This window comes from Butyrivibrio sp. INlla14 (genome assembly GCF_900102515.1).
Classification (GTDB): domain Bacteria; phylum Bacillota; class Clostridia; order Lachnospirales; family Lachnospiraceae; genus Butyrivibrio.
Genome location: NZ_FMVS01000007.1, coordinates 114,887 through 131,920 on the forward strand (window position 1 = coordinate 114,887; position 17,034 = coordinate 131,920).

24 protein-coding genes, 15 tRNA genes and 1 pseudogene are annotated in these 17,034 nt (G+C 42.9%); 37 read left to right on the forward strand and 3 right to left on the reverse strand.

Annotated elements, in window-relative coordinates:
- Window positions 1-402, reverse strand: a complete 402-nt coding sequence (locus BLO53_RS06160; RefSeq protein ID WP_092059755.1) for a MerR family transcriptional regulator — start codon at window positions 400-402, stop codon at window positions 1-3.
- A gap of 137 nt (window positions 403-539) precedes the next feature.
- Here BLO53_RS06160 and BLO53_RS06165 point away from each other — a divergent pair, with 137 nt between their 5' ends.
- The 34 genes and pseudogenes from BLO53_RS06165 (at window position 540) to BLO53_RS06305 (ending at window position 13,115) form a co-directional block, all read left to right on the forward strand.
- A complete protein-coding gene (locus tag BLO53_RS06165) occupies window positions 540-1,229 on the forward strand; it encodes an AzlC family ABC transporter permease (RefSeq protein ID WP_092059757.1) in 690 nt (229 codons plus the stop codon).
- Window positions 1,229-1,537, forward strand: a complete 309-nt coding sequence (locus BLO53_RS06170) for a branched-chain amino acid transporter permease (RefSeq protein WP_092059759.1) — start codon at window positions 1,229-1,231, stop codon at window positions 1,535-1,537. Before BLO53_RS06165 ends, BLO53_RS06170 begins: the two co-directional genes overlap by 1 nt.
- Before the next feature lie 14 nt (window positions 1,538-1,551).
- Window positions 1,552-2,235, forward strand: a complete 684-nt coding sequence (locus BLO53_RS06175) for an SDR family NAD(P)-dependent oxidoreductase (RefSeq protein WP_092059761.1) — start codon at window positions 1,552-1,554, stop codon at window positions 2,233-2,235.
- 17 nt (window positions 2,236-2,252) lie between these two features.
- Window positions 2,253-2,972: an SDR family NAD(P)-dependent oxidoreductase gene (locus BLO53_RS06180; protein ID WP_176757185.1), complete on the forward strand. Its 720-nt coding sequence runs from the start codon at window positions 2,253-2,255 to the stop codon at window positions 2,970-2,972.
- 21 nt (window positions 2,973-2,993) lie between these two features.
- Window positions 2,994-3,122, forward strand: a complete 129-nt coding sequence (locus BLO53_RS19765) for a hypothetical protein (protein WP_255363882.1) — start codon at window positions 2,994-2,996, stop codon at window positions 3,120-3,122.
- A gap of 124 nt (window positions 3,123-3,246) precedes the next feature.
- A complete protein-coding gene (locus BLO53_RS19770; protein WP_207648467.1) occupies window positions 3,247-3,345 on the forward strand; it encodes a VOC family protein in 99 nt (32 codons plus the stop codon).
- Window positions 3,311-3,673: a VOC family protein gene (locus BLO53_RS06185; protein ID WP_207648468.1), complete on the forward strand. Its 363-nt coding sequence runs from the start codon at window positions 3,311-3,313 to the stop codon at window positions 3,671-3,673. The genes BLO53_RS19770 and BLO53_RS06185 overlap by 35 nt, the downstream gene beginning before the upstream one ends.
- A 19-nt stretch (window positions 3,674-3,692) precedes the next feature.
- Window positions 3,693-4,667, forward strand: coding sequence for a Gfo/Idh/MocA family protein (locus BLO53_RS06190; RefSeq protein ID WP_092059882.1), 975 nt, complete (start codon window positions 3,693-3,695; stop codon window positions 4,665-4,667).
- Window positions 4,668-4,805: 138 nt separating this feature from the next.
- Window positions 4,806-4,964: a hypothetical protein gene (locus BLO53_RS19135; protein ID WP_176757186.1), complete on the forward strand. Its 159-nt coding sequence runs from the start codon at window positions 4,806-4,808 to the stop codon at window positions 4,962-4,964.
- 477 nt (window positions 4,965-5,441) lie between these two features.
- Window positions 5,442-5,600 carry a hypothetical protein gene (locus BLO53_RS19140; protein ID WP_176757187.1) on the forward strand — a complete coding sequence of 53 codons (159 nt, stop codon included), beginning with the start codon at window positions 5,442-5,444 and terminating at the stop codon, window positions 5,598-5,600.
- A 300-nt stretch (window positions 5,601-5,900) separates the two neighbouring features.
- Complete coding sequence (locus BLO53_RS06195) at window positions 5,901-6,956, forward strand: DUF5688 family protein (protein WP_176757188.1); 1,056 nt, start codon at window positions 5,901-5,903, stop codon at window positions 6,954-6,956.
- A 13-nt stretch (window positions 6,957-6,969) separates the two neighbouring features.
- Window positions 6,970-7,461 (forward strand): PcfB family protein, encoded by a 492-nt coding sequence (locus BLO53_RS06200; protein ID WP_092059765.1) that lies wholly within the window; start codon window positions 6,970-6,972, stop codon window positions 7,459-7,461.
- A gap of 35 nt (window positions 7,462-7,496) precedes the next feature.
- Window positions 7,497-9,077 (forward strand): annotated as a pseudogene (locus BLO53_RS06205) (VirD4-like conjugal transfer protein, CD1115 family); the annotation flags it as partial.
- Window positions 9,078-9,157: 80 nt separating this feature from the next.
- Window positions 9,158-9,370 (forward strand): Maff2 family mobile element protein, encoded by a 213-nt coding sequence (locus BLO53_RS06210; protein ID WP_026653618.1) that lies wholly within the window; start codon window positions 9,158-9,160, stop codon window positions 9,368-9,370.
- 73 nt (window positions 9,371-9,443) lie between these two features.
- Window positions 9,444-9,845 (forward strand): VirB6/TrbL-like conjugal transfer protein, CD1112 family, encoded by a 402-nt coding sequence (locus BLO53_RS06215; protein ID WP_092059769.1) that lies wholly within the window; start codon window positions 9,444-9,446, stop codon window positions 9,843-9,845.
- Window positions 9,846-9,864: 19 nt separating this feature from the next.
- On the forward strand, window positions 9,865-10,356 hold the full coding sequence (locus BLO53_RS19605; RefSeq protein ID WP_242875316.1) for a nitroreductase family protein: 492 nt from the start codon (window positions 9,865-9,867) through the stop codon (window positions 10,354-10,356).
- Window positions 10,357-10,491: 135 nt separating this feature from the next.
- Window positions 10,492-10,698, forward strand: coding sequence for a hypothetical protein (locus BLO53_RS06225; protein ID WP_092059771.1), 207 nt, complete (start codon window positions 10,492-10,494; stop codon window positions 10,696-10,698).
- Between the two features lie 331 nt (window positions 10,699-11,029).
- Window positions 11,030-11,113, forward strand: a tRNA-Ser gene (locus tag BLO53_RS06230).
- A 4-nt stretch (window positions 11,114-11,117) separates the two neighbouring features.
- A tRNA-Trp gene (locus BLO53_RS06235) sits at window positions 11,118-11,189 on the forward strand.
- Between the two features lie 4 nt (window positions 11,190-11,193).
- Window positions 11,194-11,275, forward strand: a tRNA-Leu gene (locus tag BLO53_RS06240).
- A 28-nt stretch (window positions 11,276-11,303) separates the two neighbouring features.
- Window positions 11,304-11,561 carry a helix-turn-helix domain-containing protein gene (locus BLO53_RS06245; protein ID WP_034454466.1) on the forward strand — a complete coding sequence of 86 codons (258 nt, stop codon included), beginning with the start codon at window positions 11,304-11,306 and terminating at the stop codon, window positions 11,559-11,561.
- 39 nt (window positions 11,562-11,600) lie between these two features.
- A tRNA-Glu gene (locus tag BLO53_RS06250) sits at window positions 11,601-11,673 on the forward strand.
- Window positions 11,674-11,677: 4 nt separating this feature from the next.
- Window positions 11,678-11,750, forward strand: a tRNA-Glu gene (locus BLO53_RS06255).
- 4 nt (window positions 11,751-11,754) lie between these two features.
- A tRNA-Tyr gene (locus BLO53_RS19145) sits at window positions 11,755-11,838 on the forward strand.
- A gap of 9 nt (window positions 11,839-11,847) precedes the next feature.
- Window positions 11,848-11,932, forward strand: a tRNA-Ser gene (locus tag BLO53_RS06260).
- Window positions 11,933-12,276: 344 nt separating this feature from the next.
- Window positions 12,277-12,498 (forward strand): helix-turn-helix domain-containing protein, encoded by a 222-nt coding sequence (locus BLO53_RS06265; protein WP_092059773.1) that lies wholly within the window; start codon window positions 12,277-12,279, stop codon window positions 12,496-12,498.
- A gap of 10 nt (window positions 12,499-12,508) precedes the next feature.
- Window positions 12,509-12,579 (forward strand) — tRNA-Gln (locus tag BLO53_RS06270).
- Between the two features lie 4 nt (window positions 12,580-12,583).
- A tRNA-Cys gene (locus BLO53_RS06275) sits at window positions 12,584-12,655 on the forward strand.
- A 4-nt stretch (window positions 12,656-12,659) separates the two neighbouring features.
- Window positions 12,660-12,731: transfer RNA gene (locus tag BLO53_RS06280), tRNA-Phe, on the forward strand.
- A gap of 4 nt (window positions 12,732-12,735) precedes the next feature.
- Window positions 12,736-12,807: transfer RNA gene (locus BLO53_RS06285), tRNA-Lys, on the forward strand.
- 4 nt (window positions 12,808-12,811) lie between these two features.
- Window positions 12,812-12,884: transfer RNA gene (locus BLO53_RS06290), tRNA-Lys, on the forward strand.
- A gap of 4 nt (window positions 12,885-12,888) precedes the next feature.
- Window positions 12,889-12,961, forward strand: a tRNA-Gln gene (locus BLO53_RS06295).
- Between the two features lie 4 nt (window positions 12,962-12,965).
- Window positions 12,966-13,038: transfer RNA gene (locus tag BLO53_RS06300), tRNA-Asn, on the forward strand.
- Window positions 13,039-13,042: 4 nt separating this feature from the next.
- Window positions 13,043-13,115: transfer RNA gene (locus BLO53_RS06305), tRNA-Met, on the forward strand.
- On the opposite strand, the gene BLO53_RS19775 is transcribed toward BLO53_RS06305, so the two are convergent.
- Window positions 13,116-13,247, reverse strand: coding sequence for a hypothetical protein (locus tag BLO53_RS19775; protein ID WP_255363883.1), 132 nt, complete (start codon window positions 13,245-13,247; stop codon window positions 13,116-13,118).
- 206 nt (window positions 13,248-13,453) lie between these two features.
- On the opposite strand from BLO53_RS19775, the gene BLO53_RS06310 reads away from it, so the two are divergent.
- A complete protein-coding gene (locus tag BLO53_RS06310) occupies window positions 13,454-14,287 on the forward strand; it encodes an AIM24 family protein (protein WP_092059775.1) in 834 nt (277 codons plus the stop codon).
- A 71-nt stretch (window positions 14,288-14,358) separates the two neighbouring features.
- On the opposite strand, the gene BLO53_RS06315 is transcribed toward BLO53_RS06310, so the two are convergent.
- Window positions 14,359-15,444, reverse strand: a complete 1,086-nt coding sequence (locus BLO53_RS06315) for a serine/threonine protein kinase (RefSeq protein WP_242875317.1) — start codon at window positions 15,442-15,444, stop codon at window positions 14,359-14,361.
- 60 nt (window positions 15,445-15,504) lie between these two features.
- Here BLO53_RS06315 and BLO53_RS06320 point away from each other — a divergent pair, with 60 nt between their 5' ends.
- Window positions 15,505-15,966 carry a hypothetical protein gene (locus BLO53_RS06320; RefSeq protein WP_092059777.1) on the forward strand — a complete coding sequence of 154 codons (462 nt, stop codon included), beginning with the start codon at window positions 15,505-15,507 and terminating at the stop codon, window positions 15,964-15,966.
- 110 nt (window positions 15,967-16,076) lie between these two features.
- Window positions 16,077-17,027: a hypothetical protein gene (locus BLO53_RS06325; protein ID WP_242875318.1), complete on the forward strand. Its 951-nt coding sequence runs from the start codon at window positions 16,077-16,079 to the stop codon at window positions 17,025-17,027.
- Window positions 17,028-17,034 lie beyond the last annotated feature (7 nt).

Below are 17,034 nucleotides of genomic sequence, written 5' to 3' on the forward strand. Positions count from 1 at the left end.
TCATACAACATCGTTCCAGTCAGGCATGGGAGTTTTATTCTTAACGGCTTCGCTGACCAGAGTGTAAAAGCGGATCTTTTTCTGAAGGTGGGCAAGGCCTGTCTGGAGTGCTTCCAGTGATTTCTGTGTCCTGACTTCCTGGGACTTCATCATCTCAAGTATTTTTTCAGAATTTGCTTCCATATCCTTTTCATATGAAAAGAAAAGCTTGATATCGTCCAGGGGAAGAAGGGCTTTTTTGAAACATTCTATAGCATTTAAGCGGTCTATATGAGAATCATTGTAAAATCTGCGTGAGTTTACATGTTCAACATTCTCCAGTAAACCGATTTTCTCATAGTATCTTATTGTCGAAGCAGGCAGATTAAACTGCTTTGACAGCTCAGTGATTGTATAGATCATGATCCCTCCGAAAAATTATATATATAATAAAAAGTTGAAAAAAGCAAAAGTACTTGAGTTAAAGTTAACTTCAAGTTGTATGATTTATAATACAGAACAAATTCGATATATGCAAGTGGAGAAGGCAAATATAAAAGATGGCGGGCAGAGCAGAAACAGTAACTAAAGCGTTTTATAAGTCAGTGCCGGTAATGGCAGGATATATAGTTCTTGGAATCGGTTTTGGAATTCTTCTTCGTGATGCCGGATACGGTGTGGTTTGGGCGCTCTTAATGAGCCTTTTTATATATGCAGGATCGATGCAGTATGTAGGAGTCGGGCTTCTGACAGGGGGAGCATCTGTCTTAACGACCGTAATTACGACAATCATGGTAAATGCCCGGCATCTGTTCTACAGCATTTCAATGATCGGCAAGTATAGGGATGCAGGTACTTATAAGCCTTATCTTATCTTTGCACTGACAGACGAGACATATTCGCTTTTATGTGATGATGCATCTGGTGTTACTGATATCAATTGTTACAGGTTTTTTGTTTCTTTGTTCAACCACTGCTATTGGGTTGCAGGAACACTGATTGGAAGCATCCTTGGAAAAGTAATACCTTTTTCTGTCAGAGGGATAGAGTTCTCGATGACTGCGCTTTTCATAGCATCTTTTACTGAGCAGTGGCTCACTTCCAGGAATCATATTCCGGCTCTGACAGGGATCATCTGTACTGTCTTGTGCCTGGTATTATTAGGCCCTGAGAAGTTTTTGATACCGGCAATGTTTCTGATAACAATTGTACTTACGTTTATGAGAAAGAAGGAGGAGAGCAACAGATAATGGCTTTGATACTCATTGCTTCAATGGCTGTTACTACCATGGCACTGCGCTTCCTTCCTTTTTTTGTATTTGGGGAAAATACTCCTAAATACATTACTTATCTTGGGAAGGTACTCCCACAGGCAACTATAGGATTACTTGTCATATACTGCCTTAAGGATGTTTCTTTTACATCAGGTTCACATGGTATACCGGAGGTGGTAGCAGGAGCTATGGTGGTAGGGATGCAGGCATGGAAAAGAAATGCTGTACTCAGCATTCTTTTGGGTACTGCTGTATATATGTTCCTTATCAGGATGGGCATATAGATTTGTGAGAAATTATGGCAGAGAGAGGGTGCAACCTCATTCTGCAGGGAAGAACACTGGAACATCTGGAGAATGTCGTAGCTAAGGTAAAGGAACTTGGTGTTGAGGCTGTTCCTGTGGCCTGTGAGCTATCTGATATTTCGGCAGTAGAAGATATGCTTTTGAAGATAGATGAGCTTGGAGTAGATGTTGATATCATCCTCAACAATGCAGGTATACAGATAGCATACAGGACAGAGTATCTGCAGACACCTGTATCAGATTATGAAGAAAGCTTTAAGATAAACACTATTGCACCGATGATGATCGCATATCATTTCCTTCCTGGCATGAAGGCAAGGGATTTTGGAAGGATTGTTAATACTACAAGTGGAATCAGGAGAGAACCCCAGCAGGCAGGATATTCGGCAAGTAAGGCAGCACTGGACAAAGTGACTATGGATCTTGCATCAGTGTATGATGGCACCAATGTAATGATAAATCTTACTGATCCCGGATGGTGCAGGACAGATCTTGGCGGACCAAGTGCGCCAAATGCACCTGAAAGCTCACTGCCGGGAGTTGTTGTAGGAGCATTTGTGGATGACAAGAAGTCAGGAAGATGCTTTGGAGCATCGAACTTCTACGGAATGACAGTTGAGCAGGCTGTAGAACATGCAGAAAAAAACATTCCAGCTTATTTGGGATCCCTTGACTGAAAATAAGGAGGATGAAAATGGCAGATGTAGTAATGGTTACCGGAACAGGCAGGAGCTATGCGCTTGGCTATAATCTCGTACTCAGATACCTTGAGGCAGGAGACACAGTGATAGCTACTGTCAGAAAGCCTTCTGCAGATGTTGATGCTCTTAAGGAAAAGTATGGCGACAGGCTGATAGTTGCAACTATGGATCTTCTGGACAGTGAATCTGTAAACAGTGCAGCAAAAGATGTAGCAAAAAAAGTGGATCATATTGATACGCTGATAAACAATGCGGTCGGAGTTTCACCTGACTGTGACAAGAGTTTTTTTGAAGCAGATCTCGACCTTATCCCCAGAACATTAGACCTCATCGCTGTCGGAACAATGAGAGTAATCAAGGCATTCTACCCGCTTCTGACAAATGCTGAAGGGACTGCACTTATCATGAACATCTCATCTGAAGCAGGGAGCATTGAGAAGTGCTACAGGACAAACATGATAGATTACGGAATGGGCAAGGCAGCACTTAATATGGCAACGATGAACCTTTTTAACACGTTCAGGGATGAAAAGAAAGTCAATATATTTGCTGTCCATCCGGGATGGATAAGGACAGATGGAAAAGAGGATAATCCGGCGCCTCTTTCTTCTTATGAGGCAGCTGGGATATTAAAAAATCTCTTTGCAGAAAGACGTGAAGACTTTACGGGACATAGATTTATTACAAACGAAGGACTTGATTATCCTTTTTAAGAAGGAAAGGGGGCGGCATTCATGAAGAAGGTGGCAGTTATATGGTCAAGCCCGAATGATGACGGGCTGACAGCGTCGGCCAAGGAACAGTTTATGAAAGGGCATGTGGAAACGGCTGGGGATCATGTGAAAAAACGGGACAATGCGTGATACAGGATGATTTCGCAGATATTTATAAGACCATTTATATGCTTTCCATGCTTCCCGATGCGGGAAAGGCATATGCTACAAAGCTTGAGACGGGATTTGATATGTACTACTAAAGGAGGACATCATGGTAAAAGGGATCAGCCACGCAGCATTTAACGTAAAGGATATGAAGAAGACCATAGCATTTTATGAGGAAACACTGGGATTTAAAAAAGGCTTTTGAGATTAACAAGCCTGAAAATGGTGAGCCATGGATTGTTTACATCTATGGCGGCGGAGGACAGCTCATTGAACTGTTCTATGGTGGTATAAATGAGAATCCTTACAGGGATGAAAATATAGGATTTTTTCATATTTGCGTAGCAGTTGATGACATACAGGATGCATGGAAGAGGATTGTTGATACAGGTGCTCCACAGGACGATGCACCAAAACAGGGGGCCGATTTCAACTGGCAGTGCTGGACACATGATCCTGACGGTATCAAGATCGAACTGATGCAGCTGAGCAATGAAAGTCCACAGATGAAGTTCATTGAAAGTCAGAGATAAAGAAAGGAATGGTGGTGTTATGGCAAAAATAAAATGGGGCGTACTTGGAACAGCTAATATAGCAAGAGGGTGCACAATTCCCGGTATGAAACTGGCAGAAGATTGTGAACTATATGCTATTGCAGGCAGAAGCCTTGAAAAAGCGGAGAGCTTCAAACAGGAATTTGGCTTTCAGAAGGCGTACGGAAGCTATGAAGAATTAATTGCAGATAAGGATGTTCAGGCAGTTTATATCCCACTTCCCAATAACCTGCATCTTAAGTGGGTAAAAGAAGCTCTTAGTGCCGGTAAACATGTTATCTGCGAGAAGCCTCTGGCGCTTAATGCAGATGAAGCAAAATTGATGTTTGATACCGCCAAAGAAAATGGCGTTTATCTGATGGAAGCGTATGCTTATCTCCACAGTCCATATGTGGAGAGCCTTAAGAAAGACATAGCAGATGGAGTCATTGGTGATGTGGATTATATCGAGACGGCATTCGTGACCCAAGGATACAAGGAAGACATTAGACTACACAAGGATCTTGGCGGAGGAGCCATGTATGATCTTGGCTGTTACTGCACAACAATGATCCTGTCCCTTATAGATTCTGAGCCGGAATATGTAAAAGCCAGCGCGGAGTTTACTGATCTTGGAGTTGATGCAATGACATCAGGAATCATCCGTTTCGAGAATAGTGTCAGGGCTGCTTTCAATGTGGGAATGGTACTCGGTAAAAACACTAACGCAAGATATGACAGGCTCTACATTCATGGTAGTAAAGGCTCTATCAGGTCAGAGGTTGAATATAACCAGCAGGGAGATGCTGGTTACAGAGTCTATACTGCGGATGGTCTTGTTGAAAGAAAGGTCAGCATCCCGCAGAACTATTCACTTGAAATAGTTCAGATGTGCAGATGCATTAATGGTAACGGGACACCTCATGTAACACCGGAATTTTCGATAAAGAATGCGCAACTTATGGACAGGGTGCTTAAAGAAATAGGATATTGAAAATGTAAAGAAAGGAGCCGGATTTGTGGAAGCCATTACGACCTGGGATTACAGGGATGGAGCTTGGCTCAAGGCTCCGAGCGGTTATATAAGACTGGATAATTCCAAAAGCCATCCTATGAGATGCTGAAAGACCTCGTGAAGAACGAGTGGTGGACAGATGCCTCAGTTAAAACAGATGAAAATGGATGTATTATGGTGGATGCCTTTAAAGGAGCTTATCGCATCAGCGTCGGTAAATCAGCTTCAGAAGTAGAGCTTACTGATGATACAGAAATGACTGTTACTATTAACTAAATCAGTTTTTTAAGGAGGGATTCGATATGTTTGATTTAGCTACTATACACCTACAAAAGTGGTATTTGGCAAAGGAACAGAGAGTAAGGTCGCAGACCTTATTAAAGAATTTGGCGGAAAGAAGATTATGATCCACTACGGCGGCGGAAGTCCAATAGATTCAGCGAAAGCCATCGGATATGGAGTTGCGTAAGTATATAAATATGACCATAAGCATGATGTTACGAGATTTGCACTGCTTTGGTCAGAAAGTTTACCGATGATGAAGAATATCTGGAAAAGGAGTTAAAGAACGCATTACCTCGTGTTCAATGCCTGGAATTTGCACCTGAACATATGACTGGAAAGTTGGTTAATGAGTCATAAGTGGAAGCGCGTTATATTGGAATATATTCTTTCCAAACTTGCACTAAATTCAAGTCCAAAGTGTTACCATATTTATAGCAGCAAAAACAATAGTTATGTGAGGACTTGGATATGACTTCAGGAGAAAAGGTATTAGACATACTGATGGCTAAGGACGATAAAGCATTGTACTCAGCGATAAGCAAGCTTACTGACAATCAAAAGGACATCGTTATTGCTTCGTTGGTAAAGACACTTAAATCCTATACAACTGAAGTCAAATTTGAATGATAACGATATGATAACGTTCCGAAACGCTGTGATAATGTTTTGAAACAAATTGATAATGCCGTGATAATTGAAAGGCTTTTTAGGGCATGATATTATTATGATGGACAAGGGAACAGGCAAGAGCCAAATGCTTCCTTGTTTTTTCTTGGCCAAGAGAATAAAGACATGAACCGGGCATCAGCTCATGAGTGCGTAAGTGCATTCGTGGGACTGGTGCTTTTTTCATGTCATAAGGCCTGGCGGCGAAAACCGCGGGGCAGCAACCAACAACGGCTCGATTATACAGAAAGAGGTGTATGAATGGATTTCGATACATTCAAAGAGGACCTTGCCAAAGCGGTGAAGGACAGGCTCGAGTTGATCTTCGATAGGAAGTATTCAGTTGAGACTCACACAGTTGAGAAGATGAATCAGTCCTACGAAGCTCTGGTAGTGAAACCTGAGGATGGCGTCATTGGTGTGAACATTGGCATCGATGCTGCATTCAAGGAATATTCCGATGGCAGATCATTTGACATGATAGTCAGACAGATTGCCAGTGCTGCAGAGCATGCCCTTGATAATCATCCTGCGTTTGATCTTGAGGCACTTACCGATTACAGCCAGATGAAAGGCAAACTTGCCATGGAAGTTGTTTCTGCAGAAAGAAATGCAGAGCTCCTTGAGACTGTTCCGCATAAGAACATGGAGGATATGGCGATTGTTTACCGTATCGTTCTTGACTCATCTTCAGAGGGAAGGAGCTCGATTCTTGTGACAAACAAGATGCTTGATAACTACGGTATCACGGCAGAGCAGCTTCACGCTGATGCGATGTCAATTGCTCCGGAGGTAAGACCTGCGGTAATCCAGGGACTGTCCGAGGTGATGGCGGAGATGATGGGTGCTGAGCAGGCAGAAATGCTCGGGCTCGGACCTAAGGCTGATGAGCCTATCTTCGTTGCAACTGTTGAGGATAAGACCCAGGGCGCAGGAATCCTTGCTTACCAGGATTTCATGGATCAGGCGGCTGAAAAGCTGGGTGGCAGTTTCTACATCCTGCCTTCATCAATTCATGAAATTCTCCTTGTGAAGGACAACGGTCAGTTTGACCGCGCTTCCTTAGAGAAGATGGTCAGAGAGGTCAATGCTACGCAGGTAGCTCCTGAGGATAAGCTCACTGATAGTGTTTATCACTACGATTCCCAGGCTAAGGTCTTTGAGCTGGCTGAGAAGTTCGAGGCAAGAGAGGTTGCGGGAAAAGAGAAAGATTCTCTTATCTCAGATCTCAAGGCCAAGAAAGAGGAAGTCTCCAAGGCTCCAAAGAAGGAGGATGTCGCAAAACCTCCTAAGACCAAGGGAGGAGAAGCTATCTGACGGAGGGTAAACCATGGAAAACGACTCTACATCCAAAGAGGCGTATCTGTTTGCTTACCATAAGTGTGTGAAGGCGGGAAAACTTACCGGCAAGACCATGATTAAGCTCCTTAAGTGGGCAGTAGTCAAGGGCTGGAATAAGATTTCCGCCTCCAACACGAACAGGCATGGCAAGCAGCGCATCAAACAGCTCATCCGTAAGGACCAGGGTGTTACCAGTGTAGATGTTTCCAAGACTGAGCTTCGTGATTTTCAGAAGGTGGCCAGAAAGTACGGCGTTGATTTTGCCGTTGTTAAGCACCTTAATGAGAAGCCTCCGGTATATTCTGTTTTCTTTAAGGCTAAGGATCAGGATGCCATCACTGATGTTATACGTGCGTATACTCAGAAAAAGCTTATGAAGGAGCAGCGCCCTTCGCTGTTAGAACGCCTTCATAAGCTCAAAGAAAAGGTGGCAAGTGCTCCTAAGAAGGTAATCCACAGGGCAAAGGAGAAGGTAAGATGATCACTTATGAGACTATTTTGCAAAATCCCAGAGCTCTTGTGGGAATAATAGGTCTGGCGGTTATGCTGCTTGTTCTTTTTATATGGGACAGGCGGGATAACCGCAAGAAGTTTCGTCACCGGGAAGAATACGGCTCAGCAAGATGGGGGAATAGTAAGGATATTGCTCCTTATGTTGATCCTGACTTTTTCAATAACGTCATTCTTTCTGAGTCTGAGAAACTTACCATGAATTCCAGACCGGAGAATCCCAAGTACGCAAGAAATAAGAACGTCCTTGTAGTGGGAGGTTCCGGCTCCGGTAAGACGAGATTTTTTATCAAGCCTAACCTTCTTCAGATGCACTCATCCTATGTAGTAACAGATCCCAAGGGACAGTTGCTCCCTGAGACCGGCCATGCACTATATAAGAATGGATACGATGTTAGGGTGTTCAACACCATCAACTTTGCAAAAAGTATGCATTTCAATCCATTCAAATATGTGCACACCGATAAGGATATCCTGAAGCTTGTAAATGTCCTTGTGGTCAACACAAAGGGAGAGGGAACCAGTAATGATCCGTTCTGGGAAAAAGCGGAGAGGCTTCTTTATACGGCACTTATTGGTTACATCCATTACGAAGCTCCTGAGGAAGAGCAGAATTTTTCTACTCTCCTTGAGATGATCAATGCCATGGAAGTCCGTGAGGATGACGAAGAGTTCAAGAATGCGGTCGACCTGATGTTTGAAGAGCTCGAGGAAAAGAATCCTGAGCACTTCGCAGTGAGGCAATATAAAAAGTTCCGCCTTGCTGCAGGCAAGACCATGAAATCTATACTCATAAGCTGTGGCGCACGTCTCGCCCCATTCGATATTGCCGAAGTCAGAGAGATCACGATGTATGACGAGCTTGAGCTCGATACAATCGGGGATAAGAAGACAGCCCTTTTCCTGATCATGTCAGACACAGATGCTACCTTCAACTTCCTGATTTCCATGATCTACACTCAGCTTTTCAATCTTCTGTGCGAAAAGGCAGATGATGTCTATGGTGGAAGGCTTCCGGTTCATGTGAGGTGCCTCATCGATGAGTGCGCTAACATCGGGCAGATCCCTAATCTGGAGAAGCTTGTCGCTACAATCCGAAGTAGGGAGATATCAGCGTGCCTTGTGCTGCAGGCAAAATCGCAGCTAAAGGCTATCTACAAGGATAACGCTGATACTATAGTCGGCAACATGGATTCACAGATCTTTCTTGGTGGTACAGAGCAGACAACTCTCAAGGATCTCAATGCCCAGCTGGGAAAAGAGACTATTGATTTTTTCAACGTTCAGGACACCCGTGGAATGAATCCTTCTTATGGTATCAATTATCAGAAGGCAGGTCATGACCTTATGAGCATCGATGAGCTTGCTGTCCTGGACGGTTCCAAGTGTATCGTCCAGCTGAGGGGTGTAAGACCATTTCTTTCAAAGAAATATGATCTGACAAAGCATCCCAACTATAAGCTGACAGCAGACTACAGCAAGAGGAATCTTTTTGATATTGAGAAGTTCCTTAAGCAGCAACACAATATGATCCTCAAACCAGATGATGAGTACTACGTCGTCGATGATATAGATGAGGAAATGTAACTATTGACCGGCATCCCGCTATGAGGGATGTCGCTGACCGCACAAAAATAGCGGTAGAAAGGTTTTTGGGTTTAAGAATTATGGCATTTTTTCAGAGTTCAGTAACAGTACTTCAGTCACTTGTAATCGCGCTTGGCGCTGGTCTTGGAATATGGGGTGGTGTAAACCTCATGGAAGGTTACGGCGGTGACAACCCCGGCGCGAAGAGCCAGGGAATGAAGCAGCTGATGGCGGGAGGTGGTATTGCCCTCATCGGAACAACGCTTGTACCTCTTCTTTCAGGTCTGTTTTGATCTGGCAGATGTCGAGAAGTACACGGAGGCTGGGGAGTAGAATCCCCAGCCTTTTTACTAACGGAGGGCATGAATGGAAACCGTAATCGAGGCAATGGAGCAGTGGATAAAGGACTTTCTCATCACGGGTATCATGAAGCATCTGGGCAATATCTTTGATTCTGTGAATACTCAGGTGGGTGAGATAGCGGCTACAGTAGGACAGACTCCGTCCAGTTTTATGCCGGCTGTGTATCGGCTGATAAGGGACCTGTCGGAGAACATTATCATGCCAATAGCAGGAATCATCCTGACATTTATTGCTTGTTATGAGCTTATTCAACTGGTTGCAGGCCACAATAATCTGGCTCATTTTGAGACCTGGGTTTTCTTCAAATGGGTCCTTAAGACTTTTGTGGCAGTAACACTGATATCAAATACCTTCACCATTACGATGGCTGTTTTCGATGTGGCCCAGTGGGTCATCTTACTCTAATGAGGCAGCAAATGTCATTGTGAGCAATAATATATGGTTTGTAGGTACGGCTAATAATGATGACTCAACATCAATTATAACTGACAAGGTTTATGACCGTGCGCAGGTACTGGATATGGATAGCCGTGTTGATCCCTTTAAAGGAGAGACAGTAAAGAAGATTGCTGTAGATATGGATGAGGTGTTAGATCTTTTTAATGCTGCTAAATCGACTACTAAGTACAAGCTTAATAAGAGTAATGTATTCACATACCCGGGTGGCAAAAAAGATTCCGGTATTGAGGATGCTTCTATCGTAGCAACACACCTAATGCTTGCTGCAGCAAATGAAGGCATAGACAGCTGCTGGCTCAATTTCTTTGATCCGGAAGCACTTGCGGATGACCTTGGCCTTCCAGAGAACGAGGAGATTCTGATGCTTCTTGATCTCGGATATGCTGCAGAAGGAGCAGGACCACTTGATAATCATAACAGCAGAAAAGAGTTATCAGAGACAGTAAGTTATATCTGAGCTTATATGCCATGTTTCGGAAAAAATGCCGTTACATGGCATTTTTTTATCTCCTGGAATATAGTAAAATTGCTAATGGATGCTTGCATCAAAATACAACAATAGGGTTCAGACAGAAGAAACGGAGGATAGACAATGAGCAAATATGTTTCACTGGACAAACGTAGTAAAAAACAGCAAAAGGAGTACCATTCCAAACAGAGACGCACCTGGGGAAATCTTAATCCCGTAACAAGGAGTGTTCCAAGCGGGAAGGCCTACAACAGAAAGAAGGAAAAAGAGAGAATCAGCAAAGAATTCGGAGATGGATTTGGAGCTGATTTTTTTATACTACAAATATAATGACAACTAATCATACAGGTGTTATTATTCGATATATAAGAGAGATAAGCGGAGCAGATAGAAGCTCCCGGAAAGGAAAAGACAGAGACATGACAACAATGAATCGCAATTATTGCCTCTATAGCGAAAGTTATGAATCATCACTCCAGAGCAAATCAGAGTGGATGTTTAATTTCATGCGCTCATTTAAGGATAGGCAAATGCGAGAAAATGTTGTTTTGGCAAAGAACCGGATAGGATAGAGACCGGATCGGAAGCTTATAGATAAACATGTTTGCGTACCGCTTACCTTAGATGACAAGGCAAGCGGTTTTTCTTTTGCCTGAAAAATGCAGAGTTGGCTCAATTGGTACAGCAGCGGTCCTGAAAACCGCCATCCTGAAAGGGTATCTGGGTTCGAATCCCAGGCTCTGCGCTAAAGATTCGTGGTGTAAATGGCAGCACAGCAGTCTCCAAAACTGTTAGTCCGGGTTCAAGTCCTGGCGGGTCTGTTCTGCACGAGTGGCGAAGTTGGTAGACGCACCTGATTTAGGATTAGACGCGGTAACGCATGTGGGTTCGAATCCCACCTCGTGTACTTGGCTAAGGCCAGAAAGGAGTCGAAAATGACACAGAATATTCCAGCGATCAACATGGTCGCTACGGGACAGAGAATTACAGATTTAAGAGTGGCAGCCGGTATGTCTGTTAGGGATTTACAGGACGTGTTTGGGTTTGCTACTCCACAGGCAATTTACAAGTGGCAACATGGAACAGCCATGCCGACATTAGACAATTTAGTTGTATTGGCAGCTGTTTTCGGAGTTGCTATGGATGACATTATTGTAACTGAAGGGGAATGGCTTTATTCATTAAGCGCATGAACTGAATATAGATTAGCAGGCACTATATTGCCTGCATATGGTCCCCTGGTCTAAAGGTCAGGACACAGCCCTTTCAAGGCTGGGATACTCGGTTCAAGTCCGGTGGGGATCACTATGCCTCCTTAGTCTAAAGGTCAGGACATTGGCCTCTCAAGCCAGGGATGTTCGGTTCAAGTCCGACAGGAGGTATTATGGGTGGGTATGCCTAGAAGCGAGGGCAAGAGTCTGTAAAACTCCCACATTAGAAACACCGCAGGTGCAATTCCTGCTCCACCCACTTAAATATGCCGTGGTGGCCGAGTGGTAAGGCACCTGATTGCTAATCAGCGGTTTCCTTCACGGGAAGATAGGTTCGATCCCTATTCACGGCGTTGTGTCATCTGATGACACTATACAAATGAGTCCGGCAAGACGATAATAAAATCAGAACAAAGATATGGAGCTATGAAGAGTAGCAGAAAGTTAAGAGGATTTATTTAAGAATGTACTACGTAACTATCAACCAGCAATTTAATAACAAACAGTTTATGCAGTTCTGCAAAAATCAGAAGTGCTTTGTTAGTTATGCAAATTGCAAGTTGGTGGAAAGTGGTCCTGGATATGCCAAATGATGGATGGTCCGGAGCATTAAGAATAAATGAGGTCATTGAGATCTGTAGCCACTTAGCTTGCAAGAGTTAAGTGGTTTTTTAATGCGAAAAAGGAGATTAAGAAGATGGATTATCCTGTAATTGATATCGAAGGAACAGGAATCAGGATTAGGGAACTGATTAGAGAGAGCGGACATACAGTATCAGAGGTTTCTGAGTACCTGGGAGCAAGTACATCCCTTGTATATAGATACTTACGAGGGGAAGTGCTTCCAAGTATCGATAGGATTGTAGCTCTTTCAGTTTACCTGGAAGTTCCGATTGATGACATAATTGCAGTCGATTAAGGCTGCTCAATGCGGCATGGGGTAATGGTAGCCCACAGGATTTTGGTTCCGGTAATCTTGGTTCGATTCCAAGTGCCGTAGTTAAGACATGGTAGCCAAGCAGGAAAGGCAGCGGACTGCAACTCCGTTATCGTGGGTTCGAATCCCACCTATGTCTCTTAGGGCTTGTAGCTCAACTGGTAGAGCTGGGGATTGAAAATCCCTGCGAGGTGGTTCAACTCCACCCGGGCCCATTAAGCTTCCTTGGCAGAGCGGATATGCACCGGCCTTTTAAGCCGAGAGATGCGGGTTCACCCCCCGTGGGGAGCACTAAGCTGTTGTAGCTCAGTTGGAAGAGCAACGGTCTCTTAAACCGAAGGTCGTGGGTTCAAGCCCCACCAGCAGCACTAATGCGGTATAGCTCAATTGGTAGAGTACCTGACTCTGACTCAGGGTGTTGTAGGTTCGAGTCCTACTACCGTGGCTTTGGACACATAGCTCAATCGGCAGAGCGCCCGGCTGTTAACCGGGAGGTTGTGGGTTCGATTCCCTCTGTGTCCGCTATTCCAGGATAGCTCAAGTGGTAGAGCATCCGCTTCATACGCGGAAGGTTATGGGATCATGGCCCATTCCTGGGACTATTTCTTTTTCTTGTTAGATATAAGTAAACTGGCCAAAAGAGTTACAGGCACAGCAAGTACAGATATGAGTGCAGCAGCTCCTGTACTGATGCTGGGTTTATTTTTGTTGTTAGAATTGTTCTCGCTCATGGCAGTGGTCCTTTCAACGACATTCACATGATAATTATACTGCTTATATAGCTGTGCAAGAGTATTGTATTTTCAAGCTGGATTGATTTTATAAAATCCTAAATACAGACAATTTATTTGGTATAATTAAGAAGATATTTTTATTGTCCTATAATCTGAAACATAGAATAAGGCAAACAAATAGAGAATTGCAGGAGGAAAAAGCAATGAATATCAAAAACTTTGAGAACGAAGGCAGGAAATTTGTGGCTAATATGGGCAACTTCCATGTTTTGGAGTACATGCAGGATGCCAGTGTTTCTCCAGCAAATGCGACTACTGAATATTTTATGAGCAAGATGGGAGTTCATAGAAGACAGTTAGCGATTGAACTTGATGGTAACAATTCAGCAATCATTCAGGCAGGAGCTATGCAGTGGATGGCTGGTAATGTACAGGCTACTTCCGGAGTAAAGGGCGTTGGCGATCTTTTTGGAAAGATGGTAAAGGGAGCTGTAACAAAAGAGTCTGCAGTTAAACCGGAATATGTCGGAAATGGCTGGCTTGTTCTTGAGCCTACTTACAAATATATCATTCTTGTGGATGTTGCATCCTGGGGACCTGGTATTACCATTGAAGATGGCATGTTTTATGCATGCTCGGGAACAGTTAAAAACAGTGTTGTCTCCAGAAAGAATCTCTCATCAGCAGCGCTTGGAGGAGAAGGGCTCTTTAACTTAAGTCTTTCCGGAAATGGAATAGCTGCTCTTGAGAGCAATGTTCCATATGCTGAGCTTATTGAGGTGGAACTCAATAATGATACTCTTAAGATAGATGGTAACCTGGCAGTATGTTGGTCTTCAAATCTTGATTTTACTGTTGAAAGATCTACAAAGACACTTCTTGGCTCGGCAGTGAGTGGAGAAGGACTTGTTAATGTTTATAGGGGAACAGGAAAAGTTCTCATGAGTCCGGTTGCACCAACCAGCTCATTATATGCGTCAACGAACACTTTAGCTGCAAAGGCTGCAGCAATTACCAGCAATACTTTTGGTAAATAAATGATTTAAGTAAGATACGAAAAGTTGCCACCGCTACAGTGGCAACTTTTTTTAATGTTCTGTGATATATTTCAACTAGCGTGATTGAAAAAGATTCCTTCGATAAAGATCATGATGATCAAGGCTGAAAAGGTGAAAATAGCAATAAAGCCTATGATACCCAGAATACGAATAATCCTGTTTTCACTCCTGCAGGGCGGAAATGTTTTTTGTACACCCAGGTAGTTGTAGCCGATAAGGATATCGCCAATAAATATAATGAGCATAGTTATGCGCTCGATCCATAAAGCCAATCCATAAGTGTTTTTGATTTCAAGAGTCATGCATAACCAGAAGATCATGATATAAACAGGAATTGCAACAATCATTTTACCGGGAGACATAGTCCTGAATCCGGGTGGAAGATAAGATGCTGCAGATATCTCAGGATCATCTGATGAAGAATCTTTGCCTAGAGCCCTTAATAGAGCGGACTTGAGCTCTTTTACGGAAGTGTAGCGCCTTGTGGGATCCATCTGGGTACAACGGTTGATGATAGGATCAAATTTATGATTGTTTACTGTCAGTGAGGCTGATGCTTCTCTCATAATGATGCCGAGTGAATATATGTCTGTTTGTGGTGATGACTCACCAAAACCGTATTGTTCAGGAGCTGCGTAACCTTGTGTGCCAAGGAGTACAGTATCAGAACTGCGGCTGCTATTTGAGGACTTGTACTTGGCTGCATTGAAGTCAAGGAGCATCACATTGTCAAAACTTGTTATTATAATATTTGAGGGTTTGATATCCCTATGAATGAGAGGCGGATAGTGAGAGTGTAGTTTTTCCAGAATCTCACAGAGGCTGATCATGTAGTTGCAGATCTGATCGAATGTAAGCTTTTTTGAATCAAGTATCTCTTTAAGAGTAGTACCGGGAACGTATTCTTCAATAAGAGTAAGAATATTGTTTTCTTCATACAATTCTATTATCTGAGGTATGCCGATAATGGGATTCTCTTTGAGATACTTATAAACTTCAATAGAATAGACATCCAGGAGTTTTTTTACATAGAATTTACCTGTTTCCTGGTGTTGAACGAGATATATTCTATGGGACTCGTTGATTGTAGCAACTGTCTTGTAATATGAAATTGAAAGGCGTTGTGAAAGATCCACGTTTATCCCCTTTCTTACGATAATTGATATTTATAATTGTAGCATGGTTTGGAGGTGCATATGCAGGAAAAAGATACCAATGAGCTTGAGAACACTTTAGGTAAAACTCATCTGTCTGACTATGATAAGTATCTGAAGAATAATAAAGATAGTATGTTATCGGAATCAAACTCTTTTTCAACTTATGTTAAAGAGCTAATGAACAAGAAGAAAATCAAGCAGCAGGAAGTTTTCCTTAAAGCAGATGTGCCGGAAAGATACGGATATAAATTATTATCCGGAGAGAAGCATACCAAGCAGAGAGATGTGATAGTCAGGATATGTTATGCTGCAGAGTTCACACTGAGTGAAACACAGAGAGCGCTCAGGAAGTATGGAATGGCAGAACTCTATGCCAAGGATGAAAGAGATGCTCTAATTATGATTGCATTTAATGAAAGGCCCGGAAGCATTATTGACGTCAATACAATGCTGAAATCTCATGGGCTCCAGCCACTAAGGACCTCCGGAGTGCAGGAATAAGCCAAAAAAATTGCCACCGTTACAGGGGCAACGAAGTGCAAATCCCCTTGTTATAATGGGTTAAAAGTTACGATATTACGTGACAATTCATTATAAGGAGGGGCTTTTTTATGCGTAAAAATTCAAGATTTGTTGCCGGCATACTGTGCGTAATAATAAGTGCCTTTATGCTTGCCGGATGTGGCTCTTCATCCAGCGCATCTACAGAGAAAAAGGATATTGTAAAGAGCGAGGAAACTACCACTCAGACAACAGAGACAACTACAGAGGAAACTGCAGCTGAAGAACAAACAGAAGAAACATCAACGGATTCTGAAGCAGTGACCATTGAAGAACAGGTCCTTGTTGATCAGGATGGGATCAAGATCACTGCTACAGGATATGAGACAGATAGTATATGGGGAGATGGCATAAAGCTTCTCATAGAGAATGAAACAGACAAGGATGTTACTGTTGGCTGCACGGCTCTTATTGTCAATGACTTTATGATCTCAGACTTATTCGCTTCTAATGTGGCTGCCGGTAAGAAGGCTAATGAGACTATGCATTTGATGAGTTCAGAACTTAAGGCTGCAGGAATAGATTCTGTTGGGCAGATAGAAGCATATTTTCATGTATATGATACTAATAGTTTTGAAAACATCTTTGATACTGACTGTGTGACTATTAAGACCTCTGCTTACGAGAATATGGATACCACAGCAGATGACAGCGGTACCGAACTATACAATGAGGGTGGAATCAGAATTGTAGGTAAGGCAGTTGACGAGAATAGCTTCTGGGGAACAGCAATATTACTTTATTGCGAGAATACTTCAGGCAAGAATGTAGGAATCTCCGTTGATGACATGTCTGTAAATGGGTTTATGATGACACCATACTTCTCGACTACAGTATATGATGGCAAGAAGTCTTTTGACGATATCACACTGATGTCGTCTGAACTTGAGTCTAATGGTATTGAAGCCATTGAAGAGGTTGAGCTCAAGTTCCATATCTATGATGTGGAAACATTTAGCACAATTGCAGATTCAGATCCAATTACATTCTCGGCTCAGTAAGGAGGTA

What these genes read in the sequence shown, in the direction of transcription:
- BLO53_RS06160 (WP_092059755.1), bottom strand. Translation starts at nt 402, where the DNA reads ATGATCTATACAATCACTGAGCTGTCAAAGCAGTTTAATCTGCCTGCT.
- BLO53_RS06165 (WP_092059757.1), top strand. Translation starts at nt 540, where the DNA reads ATGGCGGGCAGAGCAGAAACAGTAACTAAAGCGTTTTATAAGTCAGTG.
- BLO53_RS06170 (WP_092059759.1), top strand. Translation starts at nt 1,229, where the DNA reads ATGGCTTTGATACTCATTGCTTCAATGGCTGTTACTACCATGGCACTG.
- BLO53_RS06175 (WP_092059761.1), top strand. Translation starts at nt 1,552, where the DNA reads ATGGCAGAGAGAGGGTGCAACCTCATTCTGCAGGGAAGAACACTGGAA.
- BLO53_RS06180 (WP_176757185.1), top strand. Translation starts at nt 2,253, where the DNA reads ATGGCAGATGTAGTAATGGTTACCGGAACAGGCAGGAGCTATGCGCTT.
- BLO53_RS19765 (WP_255363882.1), top strand. Translation starts at nt 2,994, where the DNA reads ATGAAGAAGGTGGCAGTTATATGGTCAAGCCCGAATGATGACGGGCTG.
- BLO53_RS19770 (WP_207648467.1), top strand. Translation starts at nt 3,247, where the DNA reads ATGGTAAAAGGGATCAGCCACGCAGCATTTAACGTAAAGGATATGAAG.
- BLO53_RS06185 (WP_207648468.1), top strand. Translation starts at nt 3,311, where the DNA reads ATGAGGAAACACTGGGATTTAAAAAAGGCTTTTGAGATTAACAAGCCT.
- BLO53_RS06190 (WP_092059882.1), top strand. Translation starts at nt 3,693, where the DNA reads ATGGCAAAAATAAAATGGGGCGTACTTGGAACAGCTAATATAGCAAGA.
- BLO53_RS19140 (WP_176757187.1), top strand. Translation starts at nt 5,442, where the DNA reads ATGACTTCAGGAGAAAAGGTATTAGACATACTGATGGCTAAGGACGAT.
- BLO53_RS06195 (WP_176757188.1), top strand. Translation starts at nt 5,901, where the DNA reads ATGGATTTCGATACATTCAAAGAGGACCTTGCCAAAGCGGTGAAGGAC.
- BLO53_RS06200 (WP_092059765.1), top strand. Translation starts at nt 6,970, where the DNA reads ATGGAAAACGACTCTACATCCAAAGAGGCGTATCTGTTTGCTTACCAT.
- BLO53_RS06210 (WP_026653618.1), top strand. Translation starts at nt 9,158, where the DNA reads ATGGCATTTTTTCAGAGTTCAGTAACAGTACTTCAGTCACTTGTAATC.
- BLO53_RS06215 (WP_092059769.1), top strand. Translation starts at nt 9,444, where the DNA reads ATGGAAACCGTAATCGAGGCAATGGAGCAGTGGATAAAGGACTTTCTC.
- BLO53_RS06225 (WP_092059771.1), top strand. Translation starts at nt 10,492, where the DNA reads ATGAGCAAATATGTTTCACTGGACAAACGTAGTAAAAAACAGCAAAAG.
- BLO53_RS06245 (WP_034454466.1), top strand. Translation starts at nt 11,304, where the DNA reads ATGACACAGAATATTCCAGCGATCAACATGGTCGCTACGGGACAGAGA.
- BLO53_RS06265 (WP_092059773.1), top strand. Translation starts at nt 12,277, where the DNA reads ATGGATTATCCTGTAATTGATATCGAAGGAACAGGAATCAGGATTAGG.
- BLO53_RS19775 (WP_255363883.1), bottom strand. Translation starts at nt 13,247, where the DNA reads ATGAGCGAGAACAATTCTAACAACAAAAATAAACCCAGCATCAGTACA.
- BLO53_RS06310 (WP_092059775.1), top strand. Translation starts at nt 13,454, where the DNA reads ATGAATATCAAAAACTTTGAGAACGAAGGCAGGAAATTTGTGGCTAAT.
- BLO53_RS06320 (WP_092059777.1), top strand. Translation starts at nt 15,505, where the DNA reads ATGCAGGAAAAAGATACCAATGAGCTTGAGAACACTTTAGGTAAAACT.
- BLO53_RS06325 (WP_242875318.1), top strand. Translation starts at nt 16,077, where the DNA reads ATGCGTAAAAATTCAAGATTTGTTGCCGGCATACTGTGCGTAATAATA.